Origin of the sequence: Mycobacterium sp. GA-1199 (assembly GCF_001500045.1) — a bacterium.
Lineage (GTDB): Bacteria > Actinomycetota > Actinomycetes > Mycobacteriales > Mycobacteriaceae > Mycobacterium.
The window spans coordinates 1-21,922 of the sequence record NZ_LQIX01000015.1 but is presented as its reverse complement, the minus strand read 5'-3'; the positions used below and the strand labels follow the sequence as shown (position 1 = coordinate 21,922).

At 67.0% G+C, this 21,922-nt stretch carries 25 protein-coding genes and 1 pseudogene; 8 read left to right on the top strand and 18 right to left on the bottom strand.

Annotated elements, in window-relative coordinates; translation table 11 throughout:
- Positions 1-25 precede the first annotated feature (25 nt).
- The gene (locus AU198_RS26420; RefSeq protein WP_197416106.1) at positions 26-526 is read left to right on the top strand and encodes a hypothetical protein; all 501 of its coding nucleotides are present in this window, start codon (positions 26-28) and stop codon (positions 524-526) included.
- Here AU198_RS26420 and dinB read toward each other — a convergent pair.
- Both dinB and AU198_RS12485 read right to left on the bottom strand, forming a co-directional pair.
- On the bottom strand, positions 515-1,735 hold the full coding sequence (gene dinB, locus AU198_RS12490; protein WP_064348458.1) for a DNA polymerase IV: 1,221 nt from the start codon (positions 1,733-1,735) through the stop codon (positions 515-517). The two genes, AU198_RS26420 and dinB, sit on opposite strands and share 12 nt — an antisense overlap.
- Positions 1,736-1,755: 20 nt before the next feature.
- On the bottom strand, positions 1,756-2,403 hold the full coding sequence (locus tag AU198_RS12485; protein WP_064348457.1) for a TetR/AcrR family transcriptional regulator: 648 nt from the start codon (positions 2,401-2,403) through the stop codon (positions 1,756-1,758).
- A gap of 79 nt (positions 2,404-2,482) precedes the next feature.
- Here AU198_RS12485 and AU198_RS12480 point away from each other — a divergent pair, with 79 nt between their 5' ends.
- Entirely contained in the window at positions 2,483-3,958 is a 1,476-nt protein-coding gene (locus AU198_RS12480) for a flavin-containing monooxygenase (protein WP_064348456.1), read from the top strand.
- Between the two features lie 51 nt (positions 3,959-4,009).
- Here the strand turns inward: AU198_RS12480 and AU198_RS12475 are convergent, their stop codons facing one another.
- The 9 genes from AU198_RS12475 to AU198_RS12435 all read right to left on the bottom strand — a co-directional run bounded on the left by AU198_RS12475 (position 4,010) and on the right by AU198_RS12435 (position 12,920).
- The gene (locus AU198_RS12475) at positions 4,010-5,398 is read right to left on the bottom strand and encodes an IS30 family transposase (RefSeq protein WP_064348455.1); all 1,389 of its coding nucleotides are present in this window, start codon (positions 5,396-5,398) and stop codon (positions 4,010-4,012) included.
- Positions 5,399-5,485: 87 nt separating this feature from the next.
- Positions 5,486-5,965 carry a ribonuclease E activity regulator RraA gene (gene rraA / locus AU198_RS12470; protein WP_064348454.1) on the bottom strand — a complete coding sequence of 160 codons (480 nt, stop codon included), beginning with the start codon at positions 5,963-5,965 and terminating at the stop codon, positions 5,486-5,488.
- On the bottom strand, positions 5,962-8,784 hold the full coding sequence (locus AU198_RS12465) for an ATP-binding protein (RefSeq protein WP_064348453.1): 2,823 nt from the start codon (positions 8,782-8,784) through the stop codon (positions 5,962-5,964). Before AU198_RS12465 ends, rraA begins: the two co-directional genes overlap by 4 nt.
- 69 nt (positions 8,785-8,853) lie before the next feature.
- Positions 8,854-9,603, bottom strand: coding sequence for a MerR family transcriptional regulator (locus AU198_RS12460; protein WP_064348452.1), 750 nt, complete (start codon positions 9,601-9,603; stop codon positions 8,854-8,856).
- A 45-nt stretch (positions 9,604-9,648) separates the two neighbouring features.
- The gene (locus AU198_RS12455) at positions 9,649-10,161 is read right to left on the bottom strand and encodes a hypothetical protein (protein WP_064348518.1); all 513 of its coding nucleotides are present in this window, start codon (positions 10,159-10,161) and stop codon (positions 9,649-9,651) included.
- A gap of 90 nt (positions 10,162-10,251) precedes the next feature.
- Positions 10,252-11,196 carry a CopD family protein gene (locus AU198_RS12450; protein ID WP_064348451.1) on the bottom strand — a complete coding sequence of 315 codons (945 nt, stop codon included), beginning with the start codon at positions 11,194-11,196 and terminating at the stop codon, positions 10,252-10,254.
- Complete coding sequence (locus AU198_RS12445; RefSeq protein WP_064348450.1) at positions 11,172-11,705, bottom strand: copper resistance CopC family protein; 534 nt, start codon at positions 11,703-11,705, stop codon at positions 11,172-11,174. Before AU198_RS12445 ends, AU198_RS12450 begins: the two co-directional genes overlap by 25 nt.
- 35 nt (positions 11,706-11,740) lie before the next feature.
- On the bottom strand, positions 11,741-12,256 hold the full coding sequence (locus tag AU198_RS12440) for a hypothetical protein (RefSeq protein WP_064348449.1): 516 nt from the start codon (positions 12,254-12,256) through the stop codon (positions 11,741-11,743).
- Between the two features lie 7 nt (positions 12,257-12,263).
- Positions 12,264-12,920, bottom strand: coding sequence for a DUF6474 family protein (locus AU198_RS12435; RefSeq protein ID WP_064348448.1), 657 nt, complete (start codon positions 12,918-12,920; stop codon positions 12,264-12,266).
- A 253-nt stretch (positions 12,921-13,173) separates the two neighbouring features.
- Here AU198_RS12435 and AU198_RS12430 point away from each other — a divergent pair, with 253 nt between their 5' ends.
- Both AU198_RS12430 and AU198_RS12425 read left to right on the top strand, forming a co-directional pair.
- Positions 13,174-13,665 (top strand): ImmA/IrrE family metallo-endopeptidase, encoded by a 492-nt coding sequence (locus AU198_RS12430; RefSeq protein ID WP_064348447.1) that lies wholly within the window; start codon positions 13,174-13,176, stop codon positions 13,663-13,665.
- Positions 13,662-14,825, top strand: coding sequence for a hypothetical protein (locus AU198_RS12425; RefSeq protein WP_064348446.1), 1,164 nt, complete (start codon positions 13,662-13,664; stop codon positions 14,823-14,825). The genes AU198_RS12430 and AU198_RS12425 overlap by 4 nt, the downstream gene beginning before the upstream one ends.
- Before the next feature lie 51 nt (positions 14,826-14,876).
- Here the strand turns inward: AU198_RS12425 and AU198_RS12420 are convergent, their stop codons facing one another.
- The 4 genes from AU198_RS12420 to AU198_RS12405 form a co-directional block, all read right to left on the bottom strand.
- Positions 14,877-15,275 carry a helix-turn-helix domain-containing protein gene (locus tag AU198_RS12420; RefSeq protein WP_064348517.1) on the bottom strand — a complete coding sequence of 133 codons (399 nt, stop codon included), beginning with the start codon at positions 15,273-15,275 and terminating at the stop codon, positions 14,877-14,879.
- A 379-nt stretch (positions 15,276-15,654) separates the two neighbouring features.
- Positions 15,655-16,341, bottom strand: a complete 687-nt coding sequence (locus tag AU198_RS12415; RefSeq protein ID WP_064348445.1) for a TMEM165/GDT1 family protein — start codon at positions 16,339-16,341, stop codon at positions 15,655-15,657.
- Between the two features lie 259 nt (positions 16,342-16,600).
- Complete coding sequence (locus AU198_RS12410) at positions 16,601-17,134, bottom strand: hypothetical protein (protein WP_064348444.1); 534 nt, start codon at positions 17,132-17,134, stop codon at positions 16,601-16,603.
- 122 nt (positions 17,135-17,256) lie between these two features.
- Positions 17,257-17,535 (bottom strand): S24/S26 family peptidase, encoded by a 279-nt coding sequence (locus AU198_RS12405; RefSeq protein WP_231744661.1) that lies wholly within the window; start codon positions 17,533-17,535, stop codon positions 17,257-17,259.
- Positions 17,536-17,620: 85 nt separating this feature from the next.
- Between AU198_RS12405 and sodN the strand changes: the two genes are divergently transcribed.
- A complete protein-coding gene (gene sodN / locus AU198_RS12400) occupies positions 17,621-18,043 on the top strand; it encodes a superoxide dismutase, Ni (RefSeq protein ID WP_064348443.1) in 423 nt (140 codons plus the stop codon).
- A gap of 85 nt (positions 18,044-18,128) precedes the next feature.
- On the opposite strand, the gene AU198_RS12395 is transcribed toward sodN, so the two are convergent.
- On the bottom strand, positions 18,129-18,287 hold the full coding sequence (locus AU198_RS12395) for a hypothetical protein (protein WP_156431584.1): 159 nt from the start codon (positions 18,285-18,287) through the stop codon (positions 18,129-18,131).
- A gap of 368 nt (positions 18,288-18,655) precedes the next feature.
- Between AU198_RS12395 and AU198_RS12390 the strand changes: the two genes are divergently transcribed.
- From AU198_RS12390 to AU198_RS12380, 3 genes are all read left to right on the top strand, one after another.
- Positions 18,656-18,997 (top strand): rhodanese-like domain-containing protein, encoded by a 342-nt coding sequence (locus AU198_RS12390; protein WP_064348441.1) that lies wholly within the window; start codon positions 18,656-18,658, stop codon positions 18,995-18,997.
- Positions 18,998-19,066: 69 nt separating this feature from the next.
- The gene (locus AU198_RS12385) at positions 19,067-20,095 is read left to right on the top strand and encodes a DUF4328 domain-containing protein (RefSeq protein WP_064348440.1); all 1,029 of its coding nucleotides are present in this window, start codon (positions 19,067-19,069) and stop codon (positions 20,093-20,095) included.
- Between the two features lie 5 nt (positions 20,096-20,100).
- Positions 20,101-20,952: a glycerophosphodiester phosphodiesterase gene (locus AU198_RS12380; RefSeq protein ID WP_064348439.1), complete on the top strand. Its 852-nt coding sequence runs from the start codon at positions 20,101-20,103 to the stop codon at positions 20,950-20,952.
- 25 nt (positions 20,953-20,977) lie between these two features.
- Here AU198_RS12380 and AU198_RS12375 read toward each other — a convergent pair whose 3' ends face one another.
- Positions 20,978-21,523, bottom strand: a complete 546-nt coding sequence (locus AU198_RS12375; protein ID WP_064348438.1) for a ferritin — start codon at positions 21,521-21,523, stop codon at positions 20,978-20,980.
- Between the two features lie 125 nt (positions 21,524-21,648).
- Positions 21,649-21,922 (bottom strand): annotated as a pseudogene (locus tag AU198_RS26415) (LCP family protein); the annotation flags it as partial.

The following is a 21,922-nucleotide window of genomic DNA, read 5'->3' as shown; positions in this document are numbered from 1 at the left end:
TTCCCGAACGGGGTACAGGGTGACTGTGAGAAAAATTATCGGTGAGACGGCCGCGGCGCTGGGCGCGCGTGCCGCAGAGCTCGCGACCGCGGCGGGCGAGACCGCCGGCCGCCTCGTACGACGCGTCAGCGGCGAGCCCGAAGACCAGGCCGAGCACAGCGAACCGTCGTCGTCGGCGCCAGCGAAGAAGACCCCGGCGAATAAGGCGCCACCGAAGAAGGCACCCGTGAAGAAGGCCCCGGCGAAGAAGGCACCCGCCAAGAAGGTGACCAAGGTGCCCGCCAAGAAGGCGGCGACCAAGGCGCCCGTGAAGAAGGCTCCGGTGAAGAAGGGAACCGCGAAGAAGACCGCGGCCAAGGCGCCCGCCAAAAAGACACCCGCGAAAAAGGTTGTGCCGCCGATGAAGTCGGCTAAGACGGAAGCCGCCAACACACCGCCGAAGCCGGTCCGGGCAGCCAAGAAGGCACAACCCGCCAAGCGGGCGAAGGCCCAGCCGCGCAAAGGCAAGCCCGGGTCAGTCGGGTAGCTGGGGCATTTCGAGACCGGGGTCGCGGCCGAGTAGAACCCCGCGGGTCACCGCCGAATTGCCGTACCGCTGTCGCACCTGATCAACGGCTTCGTCGACCGCGGTGGTGTCGTGATTCTCTTCGAAGGGCAGCTCGAGCTGTTGTGTGCCGTCGCGATCGATGTTGGACACGGCGAACCCGACAAGGGTGAGACCGCGTTCGGCGATCAACGGCGCTGCAGCGGTCACGAGGCCCCGGGCGGCGTGCAGGATCACGTCGGTCGACGCCGTCGCGCGTGGCATCGTGTGCGACCGGGTGGCGCGGCCGAAGTCGTCGAAGCGCAGCCGCAGAACCACGGTGCGCCCGGTCCGCCCGGCGTTGCGCATCCGCCGGGTGATGCGGTCGATCAGGTTGACGACGACGGCGTCGATCTCGCCCGGCGACATCGTGTTGCCGCGTCGGCCCAGCGCGCGCTGCGCGCCGACCGAGCGCCGGCGCACACCGGTGACCACCCGGCGCCGATCGATGTTGCGCGACAACGCGAACAACCGGCTGCCCATGGCCGCGCCGACGAGGGATCCGAGAGTGGACTCGCTCAGCTCGGCGACGTCGGCCACCGTCTCGATGCCGTAGGTGTGCAGCTTCTCGGCGGTCTTGACGCCGACACCCCAGAGTCGGCGCACCGGCAACGGATGCAGAAACGCCAGCTCGCGATCGGGCGGGACGAGTAGCAACCCGTCGGGTTTGGCTTCCTGGCTGGCAACCTTGGCCAGGAACTTGGTGCGCGCGATGCCGACGGTGATGGGCAGGCCAACCTCGTCGCGGACCCGCGCCCGCAACCGGGCCGCGATCTCGACAGGGGTGCCCGAGACCCGCCGCAGCCCCGACACATCGAGAAACGCCTCGTCGACCGACAGCGGTTCGACCACCGGAGTTGTGTCGTGGAAAACCTCGAAGACCGCCGTCGACGCCTGCGAGTACGCCGACATCCGCGGCGGCACGACGATCGCGTGCGGACAGAGGCGGCGTGCCTCTCGTCCGCCCATCGCGGTGCGCACACCGTATGCCTTGGCTTCGTAGCTGGCTGCCAGCACCACGCCTGCCCCGACGATGACGGGCCGGCCGCGCAGCGACGGCTCGTCACGCTGTTCGACCGAGGCGTAGAACGAATCGAGATCGGCGTGCAGGATGCTCGCCGAGGCCGCCCCGGGACCAGTGGACACGAACATATGTTCGCATCGAAGACCGACTAGTGGCGAGTGGTGCCGTAGATGCTCGTGACCCAGATGTGGGCGAGGGTGTCGACGAGCTGGTCCGGGCTGACGGCAGGCTGCTCCGATGCGAAGGCCGCAAGCATCGTACGCTCGTTCATCAGGTTCAGCGACGTCGCGAGATCCTGTGCCGGAATCGTCTCGGGCGCCTCGCCTCGAGCGCGTTCACTCTCGATCGACGCGGTGGTGTGGTCGATCCACTTCTGCATGAAGCGTGACCACAGCGCGCGCACATCGGGATTGGTGGGCCGGGCGTCCGCCCCCGCGAGCGTGACCGCGCGGTGCGCACCGAAGGTCCCGAACAGGGCGTTGATGGCCTTCCACACTCCGGCGGGATCCACCGCGGGATCCATGCCGCCCATCGCGTCGTCGGCATTGCGGTCGGCCTCGTCGATGACCTGCTCGACGAGCGCACGAAGCACCGCGTCCTTCGACGGGAAATAGAAGTAGAACGTCGGACGGGAGATTCCCGCGCCTTTGGCCAGGTCGTCCACCGAGATGTCGGCCAGCGATCGGTCCTCGAGCAGCGCCTCGAGTGTCGAGAGAATCGCCTGTTCACGGTCATCGCCGGAGGGGCGGCCGGAACGGCGTCCCCGCGGTCCGCGGGACTGGCTGACGGCGGTCACATCGAACGACTTTACACGCTGTCGAGAAAATCGACACCCTGTTGACTAACTCGACACTCCGTTGATACGCTCCGGTACCATGAGCGAACACCTCGACGTCGTCATCGTGGGCGCCGGCATCTCCGGCATCAGCGCGGCCTGGCATCTGCAGGACCGCTGCCCCGGCAAGAGCTACGCGATCCTGGAGCGCCGGGAGAACCTCGGCGGTACCTGGGACCTGTTCAAGTACCCCGGAATCCGCTCGGACTCGGACATGTTCACGCTGGGCTTCCGGTTCAAGCCGTGGACCTCGGAGAAGGCGATCGCCGACGGACCGTCGATCATGGCGTACCTCAAGGAGACCGTGGCCGAGTACGGCATCGACAAGCACATCCGCTACCGCCATCGCGTGCTTTCGGCGGACTGGTCGGATGAGAACAACCGCTGGACCGTGCGCGTCGAACGCGACGGACAGGAAGCCGAAATCACCGCGTCGTTCTTGTTCGCCGCAAGCGGTTACTACAACTACGACCAGGGTTACACCCCCGAATTCGTCGGCCGTGACGACTTCGAGGGCACGATCATCCATCCGCAGCACTGGCCCGAGGACCTCGATTACCAGGGCAAGAAGATCGTCGTGATCGGCAGCGGCGCGACCGCGGTCACCCTGATTCCGGCGCTGGCCAACTCCGGCGCCGGCCACGTCACGATGCTGCAGCGCTCACCGACCTATGTCGGTTCACTGCCCGACGTGGACCCGTTCGCCGTTCGGACGAAAAAGACGTTGCCGGAGAAGCCGGCGTATGTGCTGAATCGGTGGAAGAGCATCCTGTTCCAGTCCGCGCAGTATCAGATCAGCAGGCGTTTCCCGAACTTCATGCGCAAGCAGCTGATGACCATGGCGCAGCGCCGGCTGCCCAAGGGCTACGACGTCGGAAAGCACTTCGGGCCTCGCTACAACCCGTGGGACGAGCGGCTGTGCCTGGCGCCCAACGGCGATCTGTTCAGGACCATTCGCCACGGTAAGGCCGACGTCGTCACCGACACGATCGAGCGGTTCACCAAGACGGGCATCAAGCTCACCTCCGGTGAGGAGCTCGAGGCCGACATCATCATCACCGCAACGGGTTTGAACCTGCAGCTGTTCGGCGGTGCGGCGATCATGCGCAACGGCGAGCCGATCGAGCTGAACGAGACCATGGCCTACAAGGGCATGATGCTGACCCACATGCCGAACATGGCGTTCACCATCGGCTACACGAACGCGTCATGGACGCTGAAGGCCGACCTGGTCTCGGAGTTCTTCTGCCGGGTGCTGAACTACATGGACGCCAATGGATTCGACCGTGTCGAACCGATGCATCCCGGCAACAGTGTCGACGAACGCCCGCTGATGGACTTCACCCCCGGTTACGTCCTGCGCGCGCTGGACTATCTGCCGAAGGCCGGACATGTCACGCCGTGGCGGCTCAAGCAGAACTACCTGTTGGATCTGCGTCTGATTCGTCGTGGCAAGGTCGACGACGAGGCGCTGGAGTTCACCAAACACCGTGCGACGGTGAAGGCTTCGGCTTAGCCGGCGTCTCGCGTCCGCGAGTGTGCATTCTCATACGCCACGGGCGTGGATTCAGGCGGTGGCTGCAACGAATGTGGACGGGTCTGACAGTAGTCGGTGGAGTTCTTCGGCGGGGGTGCGCCAGTTGAGGCGTTTGCGGGGTCGGGCGTTGAGTTCGGCGGCGACTTGGTCGAGCCAGCCAGGGCCGTAGAACGACAGGTCGGTGCCTTTGGGGAAGTATTGGCGTAGCAGTCCGTTGGTGTTCTCGTTGGTGCCGCGCTGCCAGGGGCTGTGGGGGTCGCAGAAGTAGATCGGCAGGCCGGTGGCTTCGGTGATCTTGGTGTGTAGCGCCATTTCGCTGCCTTGGTCCCAGGTCAGTGAGCGGCGCAGGATCTCAGGGATGTCGGGCACCTTGACGCTCATGGCCTCGGCCAGGGTGGTCGCGGTGCGATCGTCGGGCAGGTGCAGCAGCACCACGAATCCGGTGGTGCGCTCGACCAGGGTGCCGATCGCTGAACCTGAAGCGGTACTGCCCAGGATCAGGTCGCCCTCCCAGTGACCAGGGATGGCCCGGTCATCGGCCTCCTTGGGACGTTCACTGATGTTGATCATGCCGGCCTTGAACCGCTGGCGATCTTCTATCGGCTTGCGTCCCTGCGCTTTACGCTGAGTACGGCCGGTGCGCAGCGCGGTCTTGACCAGCTTGGCCAACTCGCCGCGCGGCTGGACGTAGAGGGCCTGATAGATCGTCTCGTGTGACACCCACATCTCCGGATCGTCGGGGAAGTCCTGGCGCAGCCGTTCTGCGATCTGCTCGGGACTGTGCCGCGTCTCCAAGCGTGCCACCACCTCGGCGAGCAGGACAGGATTGGCGTGCAGCTTGGGCACCTTGGGACGTTTGGCGTTGCTATCGGCGGTGTCTTGGCCGACCCTGGCCCGATACCCCGACAAGGTCTGCCCACGATTCATCTCGCGGCGAATGGTGTCGCGGTGGCGGCCCAACAACCCAGCGGCCTGTGCAGGGGTATGCCCGGTCTCCAGCAGCTGCTCCAATCGGCAGCGCTCAAGAAACGCCATCGGCGCACGCGGGTACGCAGGGGGCTCTGCAACGGCAAGCGGAACAGGGGTTCTGGGCACGTAACCAGCCTGTTGGATCCACCGCCGAGCGGTGTGCTCCGACACGCCAGCAGCCACCGCAGCCTGCGTCGGAGTTAACCCCGACCGTTGCGCATCCCAGAACGCATCCTGGCTGGCCTGCGAATACCGGAGACCGTAGTGCTTGGGATCGGTCCGATAACCGGCGTCCTTGGCCCACTGCCGACCCGTCGCCCCAGCCACCCCGGCCACCGTCGCCGCCGCCGTCGGCGATAGCCCCGAACTCACCGCCTCCCAAAACCGCTGCCGTACCGACTCCTTGCTCTCACCCAGCGACACACCACGACCGCGAAATCCCCAACCCATAAAGCAACACCTCTCCAATCAGGTGTTGCAGCGACCACTTGAGACTGAGGGGCGTGTCGCGTATGAAACCGCACACCCGGGCGGGAACTACGGTTCCACCACCACGATGCCGTCGTCGTCGCTGTTGGCGATATGGCCGGGCGTGAAGACCACGCCGCCGAACTCGACGTTGATATCGCGTTGGCCCTCACCGGTTTTCGTGCTCTTGCGCGGATTGGTACCGAGCGCCTTGATGCCGATGTCGAGTGTGCGCAACATCGCGGAGTCGCGGACCGCACCGTTGATGATTAAACCGGCCCAACCGTTCTCGACGCCGAGCCCCGCAATGACGTCGCCGACCAACGCCGAGTGCAGGGACCCCTCGCCGTCGATCACGAGCACGCCGCCATCACCCGGCTCGGACAGGACCGACTTCAGCAACGCGTTGTCCTGGAAGCACTTCACCGTGACGATCGGCCCGGCGAACTGCGCACGCCCGCCGAATTGGCGGAGCTGCAGGTCGCAGCTGCGCACGTCGGGGCCGATGTCATCGACCAGGTCAGCGGTGGGGCGGGGCTCGATGCTCACCGGTCGATGTTAAGGGAGTCGGTTTCGACGACGGCCAGGGCGTAGGTGATCGCGTCGTCCATACCCATCTGTCTGCCCTCTGCATGAAGCTCTCGAGCGCGTCCGTCACCCAGTGCTGCCGCGACGATCCGACCGGTGTCGTGCATCGCGGTGACGACGAAGTTGGCGTTCGGGCCTGTGGGTGCGGCGGCGCGTCTCCCCGCCTTCCTCGATTCGGCCGCCGCGCGCTGGAAAGTCGCGTAGGCGGCGCCGAGAAGGACACCGGCTGCTTCGGGTTGGTGTTCGGCCAACGCCCGCGCGTATGTCGCGAGACAGGGAGCGACCTGCAACGGTGCCATCACCCAGCGCTCCAATTGCATCGAACGGGCACCAAGCCGCAATGCCAGATTCCAGTCGCCGAGTCGGCCGGCCGCCAACGACGCGGTGAGGACTCCGGATGGACTGGCCTCCCCGGGGTCGGCGCATCGCTCGACACTCTCTCTCAGAAGTGTTCTGGCCCGGACAGGATCCGTGTCGGCCAAGGCTAGTGCGAGGGCGTTGAGGCTCATCACGATTGCCGCCTGCATGCCGGACCGCCGGGCCAACCGGACGGCCTCTTCGGCCCGCGCGACTTCCTCGGTGCCGTAACAACCGCCGAGCAGTGCCGCGTTGACCGATACCGCGAGGGCGACGGCGGCCAGAGCTGGGTACCCGTCCGCTTCAGCTATTTCGGCGGCTGAACGATATGCCGACACCGCACCCGAGTAGTCGCCGGACGCGAGGGCCGCCATCGCGATCAGGTTGAAGCCGTCCATCGCCACCCTCGGCCGATGGCTGGTATCCGGATGTGGCGCATCGGCTTCAACGGCTTGCCTGCGCCATTCGTCGGCGCGGTCGAAATCGCCCCGCAGATAGGCGTGCCAGGCCGCCGCCATCAGCACGCGAGGATAGCCGGGCTGCTGGTCGGCGCCCGGGAGATCGATCACCCGGGCGGAGGGTATGCGGATCTCGAAAACCTCGCCGGTTCCGCCGTAACCGTGATGATGCGGATGGTCGGCGACCAGTTGAACGGCCAATCGCGTGTGTCCTTTATCGATCGCCGTGGCCAGCGCCGTGCGGATGTTCTCGCGTTCGAGATTGATCCGTCTGGACCAACGAATCTGTTCGGGCCCGTAGTAATATTCTGCCGCCCTCGCGGACAGATCCCCATAGAAATGGGCGTGCTTGAGTAGCAGCGCGTCCGTCTCGCCCCACTCGGCCAGCTTCTCCTCTCCGTACTGACGAACCGTCTCGAGCATGCGAAAACGGGTTCCCGCCGAGCTGTCTTCGGTTACGACGAGTGACCGCGACACCAACGTCGTGACGAGGTCCAGCATGTCCTCGGAGCGCAACGGATCGTCACTGCACACCTCCTCGATCGCCTCCAGGGTGCATCCCGCCGAGAAGATGGCCATCCGGCCGAGCAGTCGCTGTTCGTTCGCGTTCAACAGTTCGAAGGACCAGTCGATGGCCGCACGAAGCGTTGCGTGCCGTTCGACGGCGCCACGCCGTCCTCCGGCAAGCAGCTGGAATCGGCGGTCCAACCGCTGGGCGAGTTCTGCGGGGCTCAACGCGATGACTCGCGCCGCTGCCAATTCAATTGCCAGCGGAACCCCGTCGAGTCGCTGACAGATCTCCACCACCGCGCGAGAGTTGTACTGGGACAACGTGAAATCGGCCTTGACGGCACGTGAGCGCTCGACGAAAAGCTTGACGGCGTCGGTGTTCAACAGGGTCTCGAGGGCGTCGTCCGGCAGTCCGGCGTTCATCGGCGGTAACGCGATCAATTGCTCACCGTCGACCGCGAGACCTTCGCGGCTGGTGGCCAGTACGACGACATCGGGACAGTCCCGCTCGATCCGGGCCACCAGGCGGGCGGCCGCCCCGATCAGGTGCTCGCAGTTGTCGAGCACCAACAGCAGCCGCTTGTTCTCGAGCATTTCGAGCAACAGTTCGTCGAGCGGCTGTCCGGCCCGGCTGGACAGCCGGAACACCGCCGCTACGGCCGTTGAGATGCCGTCCGGGTCGCGGACCGCCGCCAGGTCGACAAGCCATGCCCCGTCGCGATAGCGGGGCAGTACGTCGGCCGCGACCTGCAACGCCAACCGTGTTTTTCCGACCCCACCCACACCCGTCACCGTCACGACGCGCGAGCCGGCGAGCGCGGCAGTCACGCGGGACACCTCCGTCTGGCGACCGATGAACGAACTGACCTGTGCGGGAAGGTTTCCGGGGAAGGCGTCCAGTGTTCGGAGCGGCGGAAATCCATGGTCGGCCGTATCGGCGGCCAGTTCGAAAATACGCATTGGCCGACCGAGGTCGCGCAGTCGATGCTCGCCGAGGTCGACGAGGTGGGATCCGTCGGGAAGTTCGTCGCGCACAAGCGGTTCGGTGGCACCCGACACCACGGTCTGCCCACCATGAGCGGCCGCCATCAACCGAGAGCAGCGATTGACCGGCTCGCTGACATAGTGGTTCTCGACCACGACCGCCTCGTCGGTGTGCAGTCCGATCCGGGCCCGAAGTGGTTTCGGGCTACGCCATTCCTCCTCGGCCAGCAGGCAGCGGAACGTCGCCGCTGCGCGCACGGCGTCACCGGCCGTCGGGAACGCGGCGGCCATCCCGTCGCCCATTCGCGCGAACACGAACCCGTTGTGCTCGGCGATCGTCTGCTCCAGCAGCTCGTCGTGGCGAACCATGGCGGCCTTCATCGCCTCGGGGTCCTGTTCCCACATGCGCGTGGACCCTTCGAGGTCGGTCATCAGGAACGTCACCGTGCCCGACGGCGGCTGCCCAGTCATGCTCCCCACCCCGTTGACGTCGGGTACCGGAAGCGTAACTTCGCGACGTTCGCGTCGGGGTCCAGTTGGTCAGCGGGCGGACCTGGCCACGATGATGTCGTGCACAAATTGCGCCAGCCCCGGCTCGGCGTCGTCGTAGTAGCGCTTGAACCGCTCGTCGGCCAGATACATCTCGGCCAGGCGCACGTGCATCTCGTGATCGCAGTCGTAGAAGCGCTGGATGTTCGCGCGGTGCCAGGCGGCCAGTTCGTCCGCACGCGGTGTGCCGGGAGCGACGCCGTCGCGGTGGGCATCGGCCAGCGCCGCCAACAGCGCGTCGTTGTCGGCCTTGAACTCGATCCAGTCCTGCTTGGTCATACGCTCCGTCCGCTGCCGCGACTGAGTCCACGCGTCGGAACCGCCCCACCGCTGCTCGGATTCGGCGGCGTACTCGTCGAACACCGCGCTACCGAAGATCTCGACCTGCTCGTCGGCGGTCAGTTGTACGCCATTGCGGTGTGCGCTCATCAGTTCCTCCACTGCCTTGATCGTGTGCTGCAGGTGGTCCGCACGGTCCAGCAGCAGCCGGTGCTGCCGCTCGAGGTGGCCGAGCACATGCCCGTCTCCGTCCAGCAGTGCGCGGATCTCCTCGAGGGGCATGTCGACCGACCGGTACACCAGCACCAGGTGCAGCCGTTCGATATCGGCGTCGGTGTAGCCGCGATAGCCCGCCTCGGTGCGCACGCTCGGCACCACCAGACCGATGTGGTCGTAATGGTGCAATGTGCGTACCGAGACACCCGTCAGGGTGGCCACCGCGCCGACGGTCATGGTGTCCATGACGCCACTATCGACCCTGACGCCGCGTGAGGGTCAAGCGTTTGGTCAGTCCTCGTCGCTGCCCCGGCGGATCAGCAGCACGACGATGATCGCCAGCACACCCGCCGCGATGGCCGCCGCAACCGGCAGCCGTGACGGTTCGGGGCCGATCAGCGGGGTCGGCGGCGGCCCGGCCACCGGATTGCTGGCGGCAGCGACCGTCGACTTTGCCTGCGCGGCAGTCACTTTCGCTGCAGACTCAACATCGTTGCCGGTAGCGGCCTCGGCTGCGGGCGCCTTCTTGGCCGGCGCCTCCTTCGCCGGGCCCTTGGCAGGGGCTTTCTTGGCGGGCGCCTTCTTCGCCGGTCCGGTCTTCTTCGCCGCCTTCTTCGCGGGAGTCTTCTTAACGGCCTTCTTGGCAGGAGTCTTCTTGGCGGGCGTCTTCTTCGCCGGTGCGGGAGGGATCAGCGGGTCTGGCGAGACGCTCGCGGACTCCGCGGCAGCGGGCTGCGGGGTCGACTGATCCGCCGGTGGTGAGCTGTGCGGCTGTTCGTCGGGTCGGCCCTGCTGGTCTGCCATCGGGCTGCTCCTTTGCAGTGTCTCGTCGCCAGGCCGGCCGAACGTGCGGCCGGAAGTCGATCGGTCCATCATGCCAGGTCGGATATGGCACTAACCGGTGACGGCCAGACCGGCCGCCAGGACCAGTGCGACGAGCATCAGTGCGGTTTCGACCCGCGCGCGGGTCCGGGACACCACCGCCGTGGCGGTATGTGACCGTGCGGCGGGCAGCCACATCGTGCGGTTTCGCCAGCCGAGGACGACGAGCGCGACCGTCACTGCGATCTTGGCCGACACCAGCCGGCCGTAACCGGTCGCGTACAGGTCGGCCGGTGTACCCAACCGGATCACGGCGCCGGCCACCCCGCCGACCAGCAGCACCACCACACAGCCCAGCGACAGCGCAGAAAAGCGTGGCAGCATCCTGGCCCACTGACCGCGGTGGTCGACGGTCAGCACCAGCGCTGCCAGCGCACCGACCCACAATGCGGCGGCCAGGGTGTGCACGGTGACCGCCACACCACCCAGCGGGCTGTCCGCGAAGTGCCCCGTCAGCTGGCGTGCGACGACTCCGAGCGCCGCCGCGCCGATCACGGCGACATTCCACGACGCCGTGCGCGGTGCGACGAGCGCTGCCAGCGCTATGGCGGCCGCGGCGACCACCGCGAGCATGCCCGCCCGCCCCGCCGCGGTCGTCGTCGCAAAGTCGACGGTGGTCTGCACGCCGAGCCGGAACACCGGCAGCGAGGCGGTCTGTGCGGCCGCGACGATCATCCGGCTCAGCTCGGCGAGCAGCCACAGCACCGAGGCGGCCGCCAACGGTCGCGTCGAGCGGGCCAGCAACTCGCCGCGGTGCCGTTCGCCGTCGAGTATCGGCACCACGGCCAGGCCCAGTGTGACGACACCCGCGCAGTCGGCCAGCACCCGCACCACAGTCGAACTCAACGACCCGTGCGGATAGGCCAGCGCCCAGGACAGGCCGGTCGCGGCGGCCGCGAGCACCACCCCGACGACCACGGTGCGCTGACGGGTCACGCGCGCCGCCGCACCGCCCATATCGCGCCGACACCGACGATGACGACCGCTCCCACGAAGAACGGCCACACCGGGATTCCGTCGTCGGCGGGGGTTTCGGCCGGTGCGGCCGCCGACGGCCCCGGTGTCCCGGTCCCCGGTTCGCTCAGTTCGAACGTCCAGGATCCGTTGACCACGTGCCCGTCCGCCGACGTCGCCCGGTAGTTCACGGTGTAGAGGCCGGACGGTCCGAGCGGGCGAACGCCGACGCTCAGGACAGCGTCTTGGACCTGCGGTTCGCCGGTCGACCACAAGTTGCCGTCGGGGCCGACCACGGTCATCGCCGCGAACTGCGGCTGCAGGGCCTCGCTGAACGTCGCGGACACCGTCTCGGGCGCCTCGGTCAGCCGGGCGTTCTCCGCCGGATCCGACGCGATGCGGGTCGCGTGCGCGGAGGCGACGCCCGCGGTGGCCAGCATTGCGGCCGTCAGCCAGAGGATCGCGACCACGGTGGTGAGGGCGCCACGAGGCGCCCTGGTGATGGTTCTCATCGAAACAAATCTTTCTCGAGCCGGAGGTATGTCGATCAGCACGCGGGGCTGACCGGCGGCCCGCGATGAGACACCGAAGCGGCCAGAAGCAGCGCAGAGCGCAGCGGTTGTTCGGCACGCCGCACGATGGGGCGAGCATGCGGCGCGCGAGGCAGGCACACCACGCGTACCGCCAAGAGCACCACGCGCGACACGGCCCCGCACAGCCGGTCGCCCGCCGCGATCAGCACCGCACCGACGCCGACCGCCAATGCGTGCGCGGCCACCATCGTCGCGGTCTGGGGCGTGTGATCATGCCCGGAGGCACCCAGCACGATGTGCCCGACGATCTGGCCGCAAGTCAGAACCGCGAGCAGCACAAAGACTTTCGAAGCGCCCGACAGGGTGGCCGTCGATGTGCCGACGGTCAGCGCGATGATGGCCAGCGCCACGACCGCGGCACCGGTGGGCGGCTCGGCACCGCCGTAACCGTGTGCCGCCAGCGCGAGCGTGGCCGTCAGCAGCCCCGAAGCCACGCCACGAAGGCGGGCCGCGGAACCGGACGGCGACACGACCGGCTCAGCTCACGCCGAGCCGAGCCATCAGGTCGGCGTCGATTCCGTCGAGTTGCCGTTCGATGGCGGCGTGCGCGGACCGGCGCCTCGACGGAGGCATGTGCTCGGCGGCGGCGATCGCGGCCGACAAGTCCCCGAGACGCTCGGTGATCGCCCCGACGAACTGTTTGGTCTCGGCGTCCTTCGGTTTCTTCTCCGAGACCAACCGCAACGACTGCTCGGCACCGGCGATGCGCCCAGACAACTGGGCGCCGTGGCCGTTGAACTGACCGACCTGGCTGAGCGGAACCCCGAGCCGCTCCGCCCGGCGTTGGTCGGCGTAGCCGCGCGCGGCGATGGCCGCGCGGTAGCCGACGGGTACCACGATCGGCGCGAGCAGTCGCGTCACGGTCAGCACACGACGAATTCGGCCCGGAGAGAACAGCTTGCCCTCGCGGGCGGCCTTCAGTTGCGTCTCGGCGACCTTGAGGGCTGCCCGGTCACTGTCGCGCTGAGCCTTGATCTGCGCCTTCAGCGCCCTGGCCTCGGCCCGATGGGCGGACTTGATGCGACGGGCTTCGTTCTTGGCGGCCAGCTTGGCCTCCAGTTTCGCTTTCGCCTTGATCGCGCGGGCTTCGGCCCTGCGGGTGGCTCGGGTTTTGCGTCGCTTGAACGGGCTCATCCCGGCTGCCTCCCGGAGCTTTTCTCGGTTGCTGACGTCATGGCGGTGCAGGTTGTCGGTGCAGCACAACCCTATCGTTCACAGCGTTCGGGCTGCGGGCGGCTCGGCGCGGGCCAAGCGGTGCCGGATGCGTCTTGGCTGCATGGCGTATTGAGGGCATGCTTGTACAGACCGCAAAGTTCGCGAACTGACGGAGGAAGCCGCCCGTCAAGACGGCGGACAGCGCATAGTGAACTGGTCGGAAGGGGGATCCATGCCAGCTAACCGCCGTGTCACCCGCGCGGTCGGGGCCGTGCTCGAACTGGCGCCGCGGCACGGGGAGGTGTCACTGACCCGACTGATCGAGGCCGTCAGCGAAGACCGCAAGCGACCCATCGAACTCAAGATGGCCGAGCTGCCGCCCGGTGTCTGTGGGCAATGGCGCCAGTACAACGACCACGACGTGTTCCTGATCCAGAAGGGCCTGCCCGCGTGGGACCGCACGCTGGCCCACGAGCTGGGGCATCTGGTGTTGGGCCATGACGGCATCCCCGTCGCGCAGGCCGCCGAACAGAGCACGGAGTTCGCCAGCTCCGATCTGATCAGCTACATGCTCAACCAGCGGACCGGTTGTATGGGCCCCGCGGGTGAGGAGGCCGAGCAGGAGGCCGAGGACTTCGCGGCCCTGCTGCTGTACCGCCTGGGCCGGCTTCCGTCGGACCGCTCGTCGATCGTGCAGGTGCGGCTCGGAGAGGCGTTTGGTTGATCGTCTGGGTGATCGCCGGTCTGCTCGGACTGGCCACCGGACTACGCATCGGATGGGCGCTGGTCAACAAGCAGAGCCTGGTGAGCACCGCGATGATCGTCGCGCTGGCGAGCCTGGCATTGATCGCCGCGCTGAATTGGCAACCCCTGACGCTGCTGATCGACCGGTTGCTGCGCTGGCCCAACATCTCCCTGGGCCTGTCGCAGGTGGCGCTCGTGGCGTGCGCCGCGGGTAGCTGCGTGATGATCACGACCGTATCGTCGGTGCGGAAACCGGCGACCATCCGCAAAATCGCCTTGGCGCAGTACAGCGTTGCGGGCGTGATCGCCGTGGTGACCGGGGTGGCCTTCTTCTCCGCAGGTCGTCAGCCCGAGATGTCGCCCCAGGAATACCTGCAGCGCAACCTCAGCGGCGGGCCGAACACGCTGCCGTGGTTGCTGCCGCTGCTCTACGTGCTACTGGCGTTGTCGCTGGTCTCATGGGCGGGGCTGCGCTATTCGAACCGCAGCCGCCGCGGGCGCGCGCTGTTCGTCTTCACGATCGGCATCGCGCTGATCGTGGTGGCGTCGGCTTTCTTCTTCCTGCGCGCCCTCGACCGCGACGGACCGGTCGGCGTCGGGGCCGCGGCGACGCTGCTGGGCTGCGCGATGCTGGTCGTGGCCGCGGGCTCGCTGCTGCCCAGCATCGAGGACTGGTTCGGGGCCCGACGGGAACTGCGGGCGATCCAGCCGATCCTCACCGAACTCGGCCGTAGGCACCCCGACATCGGTATCGGTGTCCGGCCGCGCGGGCCGCTCGTCTTCCGGGTCGCGGAACGGATGTCCTTGATCTCCGACGCGCTCTACCTGGAAGCCACGGCCGCCGAGCACCGGCGCAGACTTCGGGTCGACCCGCGTGGTGCGGTGTCCGGCGATGACGCCGACGCCGACGAGACTGACCTCGAGTCTCCACCGGTTCCGCCGCGGGAACAGGCCAGAGCGATTGCCGAGTGGATCCATTCGGGAACCGACGACGCTTCGGAGGACAAGCGCGTCGAGTTTCCCGGCCTGGGGTGGTTGAACCAACCGAGCGAGTACTCGGACCGCGAATGGATCCTGGAGATCGCAGAGCAGTACAGAGCACTGACCCGTCGCGGCGGCGCGACGGGTCAAGCAGCGTAGCTGGTAGCGCGGCCCCGCTTCGCCAGCTGTGACGCGGTGGGCCGTACCGGGCTAATCGTCGAGATGCTCGCGGCGACGCAGCTCGTCGACCTTTTGGACGATGTCCTGCTGGGCCTCCGGCGACAAGCCGACGGTGCGTGCGGCAATACGCCGGACACCCTCGTCGCGCATGCTGGCGAGCCAGGTCAGTTCCTTGTCGAGCTTCTCGTAGTACTCGTCATCGGTGAAGTAGGCCGGCTTGATCCGGAAGAAGTTGGCAAGAGCGGCCATGGTGGTGGCGGAGGGGTTGGTGCGGTTGCCCGAGCGCAGCTGCGAGAGGTACGGAGCGGACATGGTAACGCCCTCGGCCTTCAGTGCCGCGATCACCTCAGCGGAGGTGTGCGGGCCGCGTCCCGGCGGGTAGACCGTGTCAAACAGCCGGTTCAGGCGAGCGGCGAACGTCGTGCTCATCGATATGACCTCCACATGCATTGGACGAGCGGTGTACAAGCGGCGTATTTGCTGATCATCGTAGCGAGTGTTGTGGCAACAACCAAGTGCAAACCCGGGAAAAGGTGATTCGCCCCCGTGCCCGACGCCCGCTACTGTGCCGGCCGCGACGCAGTCCGCGTGCGCCGGCGCCTCTACCATACGGTGCGACGAAGCAAACCACGGCGAGTTTGTCGAGCTAGTTTTGCTCTCAGACCGGACGGCGCGGCCACAGCAGGCCCCGTGACCGCCGCCGGCAACATCAGTTGCATGCATTCGGGCGCAAAGCGACGTTTGCCAAAGACCGTACGGATGGTCGCGGAGCCGCTGCGAGTCGGGTTGCCGGACGCGCAGGTCGAGGTCAGGACACCTGGGTCGACGGCCGATCTGTTCCGTCCGGCGCGGGTGCGCGGCGGCGGCCGATGAGCCAGACCACCAGCACCGAGACGGTGACGCAAGCGGTGACCGCCACGGCGACGCACCGCAGCCCCAGCGCACCGTCGAACAGCAGCCACAGACCGAAAAGCAGGAACAGGAGACTGGCCAGACCGTGCAGGAACCGCTCAGGCAGTCTGCGGTGCATCAGCCTGCCCGCCGCGATCGCGGCGCCGTCGGCCAGAATCATGCCCGCAGTCGCGCCGATCCATACGCCTGTCCAGTGGTGTTCGCTGGCGAGGGCGACGGTGGCCAGCATCGTCTTGTCGCCGAGTTCGGCCAGGACGAAGGAAGACACGATCGCGGGTACGACGAACCGCGGCTCGGCGATCCGGATCTCCTCGTCGTCGCCGTTCTCGCGCCACGTCCACACGGCGAACAACAGGAAGGCGATGGCGGCGACGAACGCAATGGGGCGTTCGGGCAATGTCATCCCGAGAAAGTGGCCGACTGCGACGGAGAGGCCGTGCACCAGCATCGCGGCGATCCCGACCCCGGAGAGCACCACCCACCACCGGTGGCGCAGCGAGTAGGTGATGGTGATCAGCTGCGACTTGTCGCCGAGTTCGGCGACGAAGACCACGGCCAGACTGACCAGGATGGCGGCGAGCATTCGGACGACCCTTTCGACGCGTCGCCGACGAAGCGGTGCTCACGCCCGCCGGCTTCGGTCGAAGGTCTCGCCCACCACACGTGGGGTGTGGTTCGCCGGCCGGGCTTGCGCCAGTGTGTCGACACGACGATTGGGGGCTACTCCCCTTCGCTTACTGACCCGACCATAGCCGCGGGATCGCGGATGCGCCACCGCCGCGCAGGTTTTCGGGTATCCGAATCCAGCGTTCAGGTAAGCGAATCAAATGCTTCGAAAGCCCTTATGCCGCAAGCAGCATCGCGAGGATCGCGGTGTCGGGATGGCTGATGGGGTCCACGCCGACGCGACTCACCATGGACGTCACTGTTCCGTCGGATTCGGCTTCCACCCACGCGGCGCGGTGCTCGAGGCCCAGATGGGGGAGGCCCGGAAGTAACACACACCCGGAGGCCGCCCCGCTGCACTCCGGCAGCGAGGGTGTGGTTTCCGACGGGGGATGCAGCATCAACAGGGCCGGTGGCTGATGCTCGGCGAAATAGCCTGGCGGTACCGCTGATTCACCGACCACGGTGCCTTCGGCGACAACCAGGCCGACCGTGTTGGGCTCGGGTTCGTCGGGCAGTTCTTCGCGGGCACCGAAAATCGTTGTTGTGGAGAGCAATCCGGGAAGCGATGCAACCCGCACGGCGACCATGAGCAACTGCGCCCACTCCTTGGTCGAATCCGGCCAGCGGCCCGAGATGACGAAGCCCTTGAGTGAACCGCGTGAATGAAAGGGGGCGATCTCGATCGCCTTGCCCGACTCCCTCTCCATATCGCCTCCGCGCCATCGGTGTTCGGACGCCGGCCGCTAGCCGACTGATGGCCCGACACGCCAGTGGGTCGATTTTCCCAGCATGCGGCAGAACTTGCCTGGCACGCAAGTGGACACGACTGCTAATCGCCGGAATCTGCTCGGGCAGTCCACAGCACGCGATACGACCCGGCCGCCGCGATCCAACCGAAATCGTGGGAGTCGGCGGCGCCGGGCGCGCCGGGATTGTCCGAGCGGGCTTCGAAAATCACGTCGCGACCGTCGGTGTAGACATCGCCGACCCGCTTGACGAGCCACCGCGTCGAACGACGCGGATCCTGGAACACCCGTAGCTGCCCGCGCCGAATGCTCCCGCCCCGCATGGCCAATAGCCCGTCGCCGGGGCCGACCGTCGGGCGCATCGAGTCGTCGACCACTCGGAACAGCCGCAGCGGCCAGCGTCGCGGTGTCTGGTTGCGGCGCACGTCCAAAGGGTAAGTTAGGACCATGCTGCATCGATTGTTCAACAACGCGACCCCTGCCCATGCCCACTGCGATCTGTACTGCGGCGTCTACGACCCCGCGCAGGCCAAAATCGAGGCGCTCTCGTGCCTCAAGACGATCCAGAAGTACCACGACTCAGACGATGAGCACTTCCGCGCGCGCTGCATCATCATCAAGGAGCGGCAGGCCGAGGAGGTCAAGCATCACCTGATGGTGCTGTGGGCCGATTTCTTCACCAAGGATCACTTCGAGCAGTTCCCCAACCTGCACCAGCTGTTCTGGGACGGCGTGCACGGTGCCGGCGACGTCAAGAAGTCACTCGACGTGTCCGTCGCCGAGAAGCTGCTCAAGACGATCGACGAGCTCGCCGACATCTTCTGGCAGACCGACAAGGGCAAGCAGATGGGCGTCTATCCGCCCGCCTGAAACCTTCTCGACATCGAAGAGCCGCCGAGTCATCGACCCGGCGGCTCTTTTGTATCCGCCCTCGCATCAAGCGGGCGGCACGTCGTCAGTACAGGACGATCAGGGCCAGCACGACCAGCAGCACCAAGGCGATCACGCCGGCGCGCAGGAACGCCATCAACTGGCTGCGGGTGTAGGCGGCGGGCGTGGAGGACTGCCACTCCGTGGGGGGCATAGCCGAACCCGACCCCATCGAAGATGTCATGAACCCCTCCTGACCTGCATGTTCTAAATCTTCCCCCGGGTGAGATCTATCACAACAGCTGTATGTGACGCCGATCATAACGCTTAATGTCGCGCCGGAAAAATCGGCTCGCGTCCACGACGGATACCGGCACCGTCGGCTCCGTCGCGGTTAGCGGGGCTAGGGATTTCGCTCGCCATCCGCCGGCCTGTTGATGGGAACACCGAAAAGTTTGACGCTTATCCACAGCGGTCCTCAGGAAAATCACAGATTCAGCGGCTCAAGGCGGGTTGTCCGATGACGTTGCTTGTGGATGAACCTGTGGAAATTGTGGATAGGTGGGCATTGCTGTCGCCGCAAGCCGGCCGGCGGCATGTCAGCATTGAGGCATGAACGAGGCTGAATTCGGGCAGGTCGACATCGCCGACGTGCCGACCACTTTCGGCCCCGGGGCGATCCTGCTGGACGTACGGGAAGACGACGAGTGGGCACGCGGGCATGCCCCGGAGGCGCGACACATCCCGATGGGACAGGTTCCCGCGCGTTTGGCGGAGATCGAGGTGGACGCCCAGGTGTTTGTGATCTGCGCGGCCGGTGGGCGGTCGCAGCGGGTGGCGCAGTATCTGGCCAGGAACGGCTATTCACCGGTCAACGTCAACGGCGGCATGTTCGCCTGGGCCGGCGCCGGTCGGCCGGTGGTGACCGACGACGGCGGGCCGGGTGTCGTCTGACGGATCGTCGCTACCCTGGTCGAATGGTCGGGCGAGGAGCGAAGTGATTCCGCGCGCGCGAGGAGCGAAATGATTCAGGTGTGTTCGGCGTGCGGAACCCGGTGGAATGTGCGCGACCGGCGCCGGACGTGGTGTCCGCGGTGCAACGGTTCTTTGATGCCGCCGTCGGTTCCCGCGCCGGACGCCGCGAACGCCCAGTGGAGCGCACGGTCCTCGGCCGGAGCGCCCGGTGCGCGGCCGCAACTGCCGCCGGGCTACCGCTGGATCGCCGTGCGGCCTGGCGCACCGCCGTACCCGCGACGCCCGAAGCGTGCCCTCGGGCCGACGCCCCGCTACGCGACCATCCCGCGGTGGGGCCTCGTCGATCAGATTGCGCCGGTCGACCAGCAGCAGGAGGTGCCGCGCCGTGGGCCGTCGCCGGGCGTGGTGACGGGCACGCTGCTGCTGACGATGGCGGTACTGGGTGCCGCGGCGCTGATTCACCTTGCGCGCTATGTGCTGCTGATCATCAACAGGTCGGTGTTGCTGCCCCCCTGGATCGCGGCCATCGCGACATGGTTCGGCGTGGTGCTCAGCGTCGTCGCCGCGTTCATGGTGGTGGCCAGCCTTGTCGTGCTGACCAACTGGCTGATCGCCAGGCGGGCCGCTGCATACACCTACCGGGGAACGACCGACCCTCGACCGTCCTGGCGACTGCAGGCCGGTTGCCTGCTCCCGTTCGTCAACCTGTTCTGGGCGCCGGTGTTCGTCCTCGAACTGGCCGGGGTCGAGGAGCGGCTCAGTTATCTGCGCAGGCCGATCGCGGTGTGGTGGCTCGCGTGGGTGGCCAGCTATGCCGTGTCGATCTGGTCGATCGCGACCAGCTTCACCCGCGATGCGCAGGGAATCGCCGACAACACGATGACCACGATGATCGCCTATCTGCTGGCGCTGGCCACGCTGCTGCTCGCCATGAAGGTCGTTTCCGGTTTCGAACGGCAGCCCGTCGAGCGTCCGAGCAAGCGCTGGGTGATCGTCCCCGACGACGGTACGCCGGCGCAGGATGCACCCGAGCCCAAGGCTCCGGTTGAGTCACACGGGCAGGACCCGGCAGCATAGGCCGTATGACAGGCGACTCCGAGGCCGCCGAGAACGCGACGTCCGGACCGACGCCCGGAGGCCATCCGTTCGTCGTGGCTCACCGAGGCGCGTCGGCCGACCGTCCCGAGCACACGCTCGCGGCGTACGAGCTTGCGCTGCAGCAGGGTGCCGACGGCGTCGAATGCGATGTGCGGCTCACCCGCGACGGCCACCTGGTGTGTGTGCACGACCGCAGGGTCGACCGCACGTCGAACGGAACGGGGATCGTCAGCGACATGACGCTCGCCCAACTGCGGGAGCTCGACTACGGCGGCTGGCATCCCAGCCGGAACGCCCTTGAGGCGCAAGGTGATACGGGTCTGCTCACCCTAGAAGCCCTGATCTCGCTGGTGCTCGACTGGAACCGTCCGGTCAAGCTGTTCATCGAGACCAAGCACCCCGTCCGGTTCGGTGGGCTGGTGGAGAGCAAGGTGCTGGCCCTTCTGCACCGGTTCGGGATCGCCTCCCCTGCATCGGCGGACCTGTCGCGCGCCGTGGTGATGTCGTTCTCGGCGGCCGCGGTGTGGCGAATCCGCCGCGCGGCACCGATGCTGCCGACGGTGTTGCTCGGGGAGACGTCGCGCTATCTCGGCGGCAGCGCCGCCACGACGGTGGGCGCCACCGCGGTCGGGCCGTCGATCGCCACGCTGCGGGAGCATCCGGAGTTGGTGGACCGGGCGGGCGCGCAAGGCCGCGCGCTGTACTGCTGGACCGTCGATCATTTCGAGGACGTCCACTACTGTCGCGACCTCGGCGTGGCGTGGGTCGCGACCAACCACCCCCGCCGCACCAAGGATTGGCTGCAGAACGGTTTGGCCGGCGCCGGGCGCGATTAGCCGCGAGCTCCGCGCGACGCGACGATCAGAGGCTTCCGCCCGCGACCTTCGGTGCGCCATTGTCTTTCGGCGCCGTGCCCAGTTCGCGCGCGACGAAGTCCTCCAGATGGAAGAGGTCGTCGCCGGCCCGGTCGGCAATGCGCACCAGCGTCGTCATCTGCGAGACCTCCTCGACCTGCTCCCCGAGGAACCACTGCATGAACTGCTCGCCGAGGTAGTCACCCTCGTCCCGGGCCACGCCGGCCAACCGGCCGATCTGCTCGGTGACGGTGCGCTCCAGATCGAGCGCCAGCACGAGCGCGTCGCGCGGAGCGTCGAAGCTGTTGCGCACCGCATCGATCCCGGGAATCTCGAATTCGACGTCGCGGTCGAGCAGGTACTGGACCAGCATCATGGCGTGGTTGCGCTCTTCGACGGCCTGGCGGTAGAAGTGCTTGGCCAGCTGCGGAAGGTCGGCTCCGTCGAAGTAAACGGCGATGGCGAGGTATTGCTGCGCGGCACCGAACTCGTTGCGGATCTGCTCTTGCAGAAGGGCGTGGAATTTGGTGTCGGAAGCTTCGGCAGTGGTCATGACGCCACGATAGCCCAGCTCAGAGGGTATCGTCAGCGAAGGACGGCCTAACACAGGCGAGGTTTGCCTTATTGAGTCGAACCTTTGTGATGGCGCTTACACCGGCGGACATGTGTTTGCTGGCGTTAGGGCTGAGCGTCGATGACGTCTTGCGGCACCGGGGAGTCGGTGCGCAGCGCCTCGAACAGTTGGCCGGCCAGGGCCTCGTCCCAGACGACGACCGAGCCGACGTCGCCGCTGGAGTATTCACCGATGGGGACCGTGGTGGTGAGGACGTCTCCGTGCATCGCCCAGGCGAGCCGCGCCAGATTCCACACGTGATCGTCCTCGTTGACGGTGAAGGTCTGACCGGCGGCCTGCGCCATCGGGTACCAGCGCAGCGGATTGAGCAGCACCGAC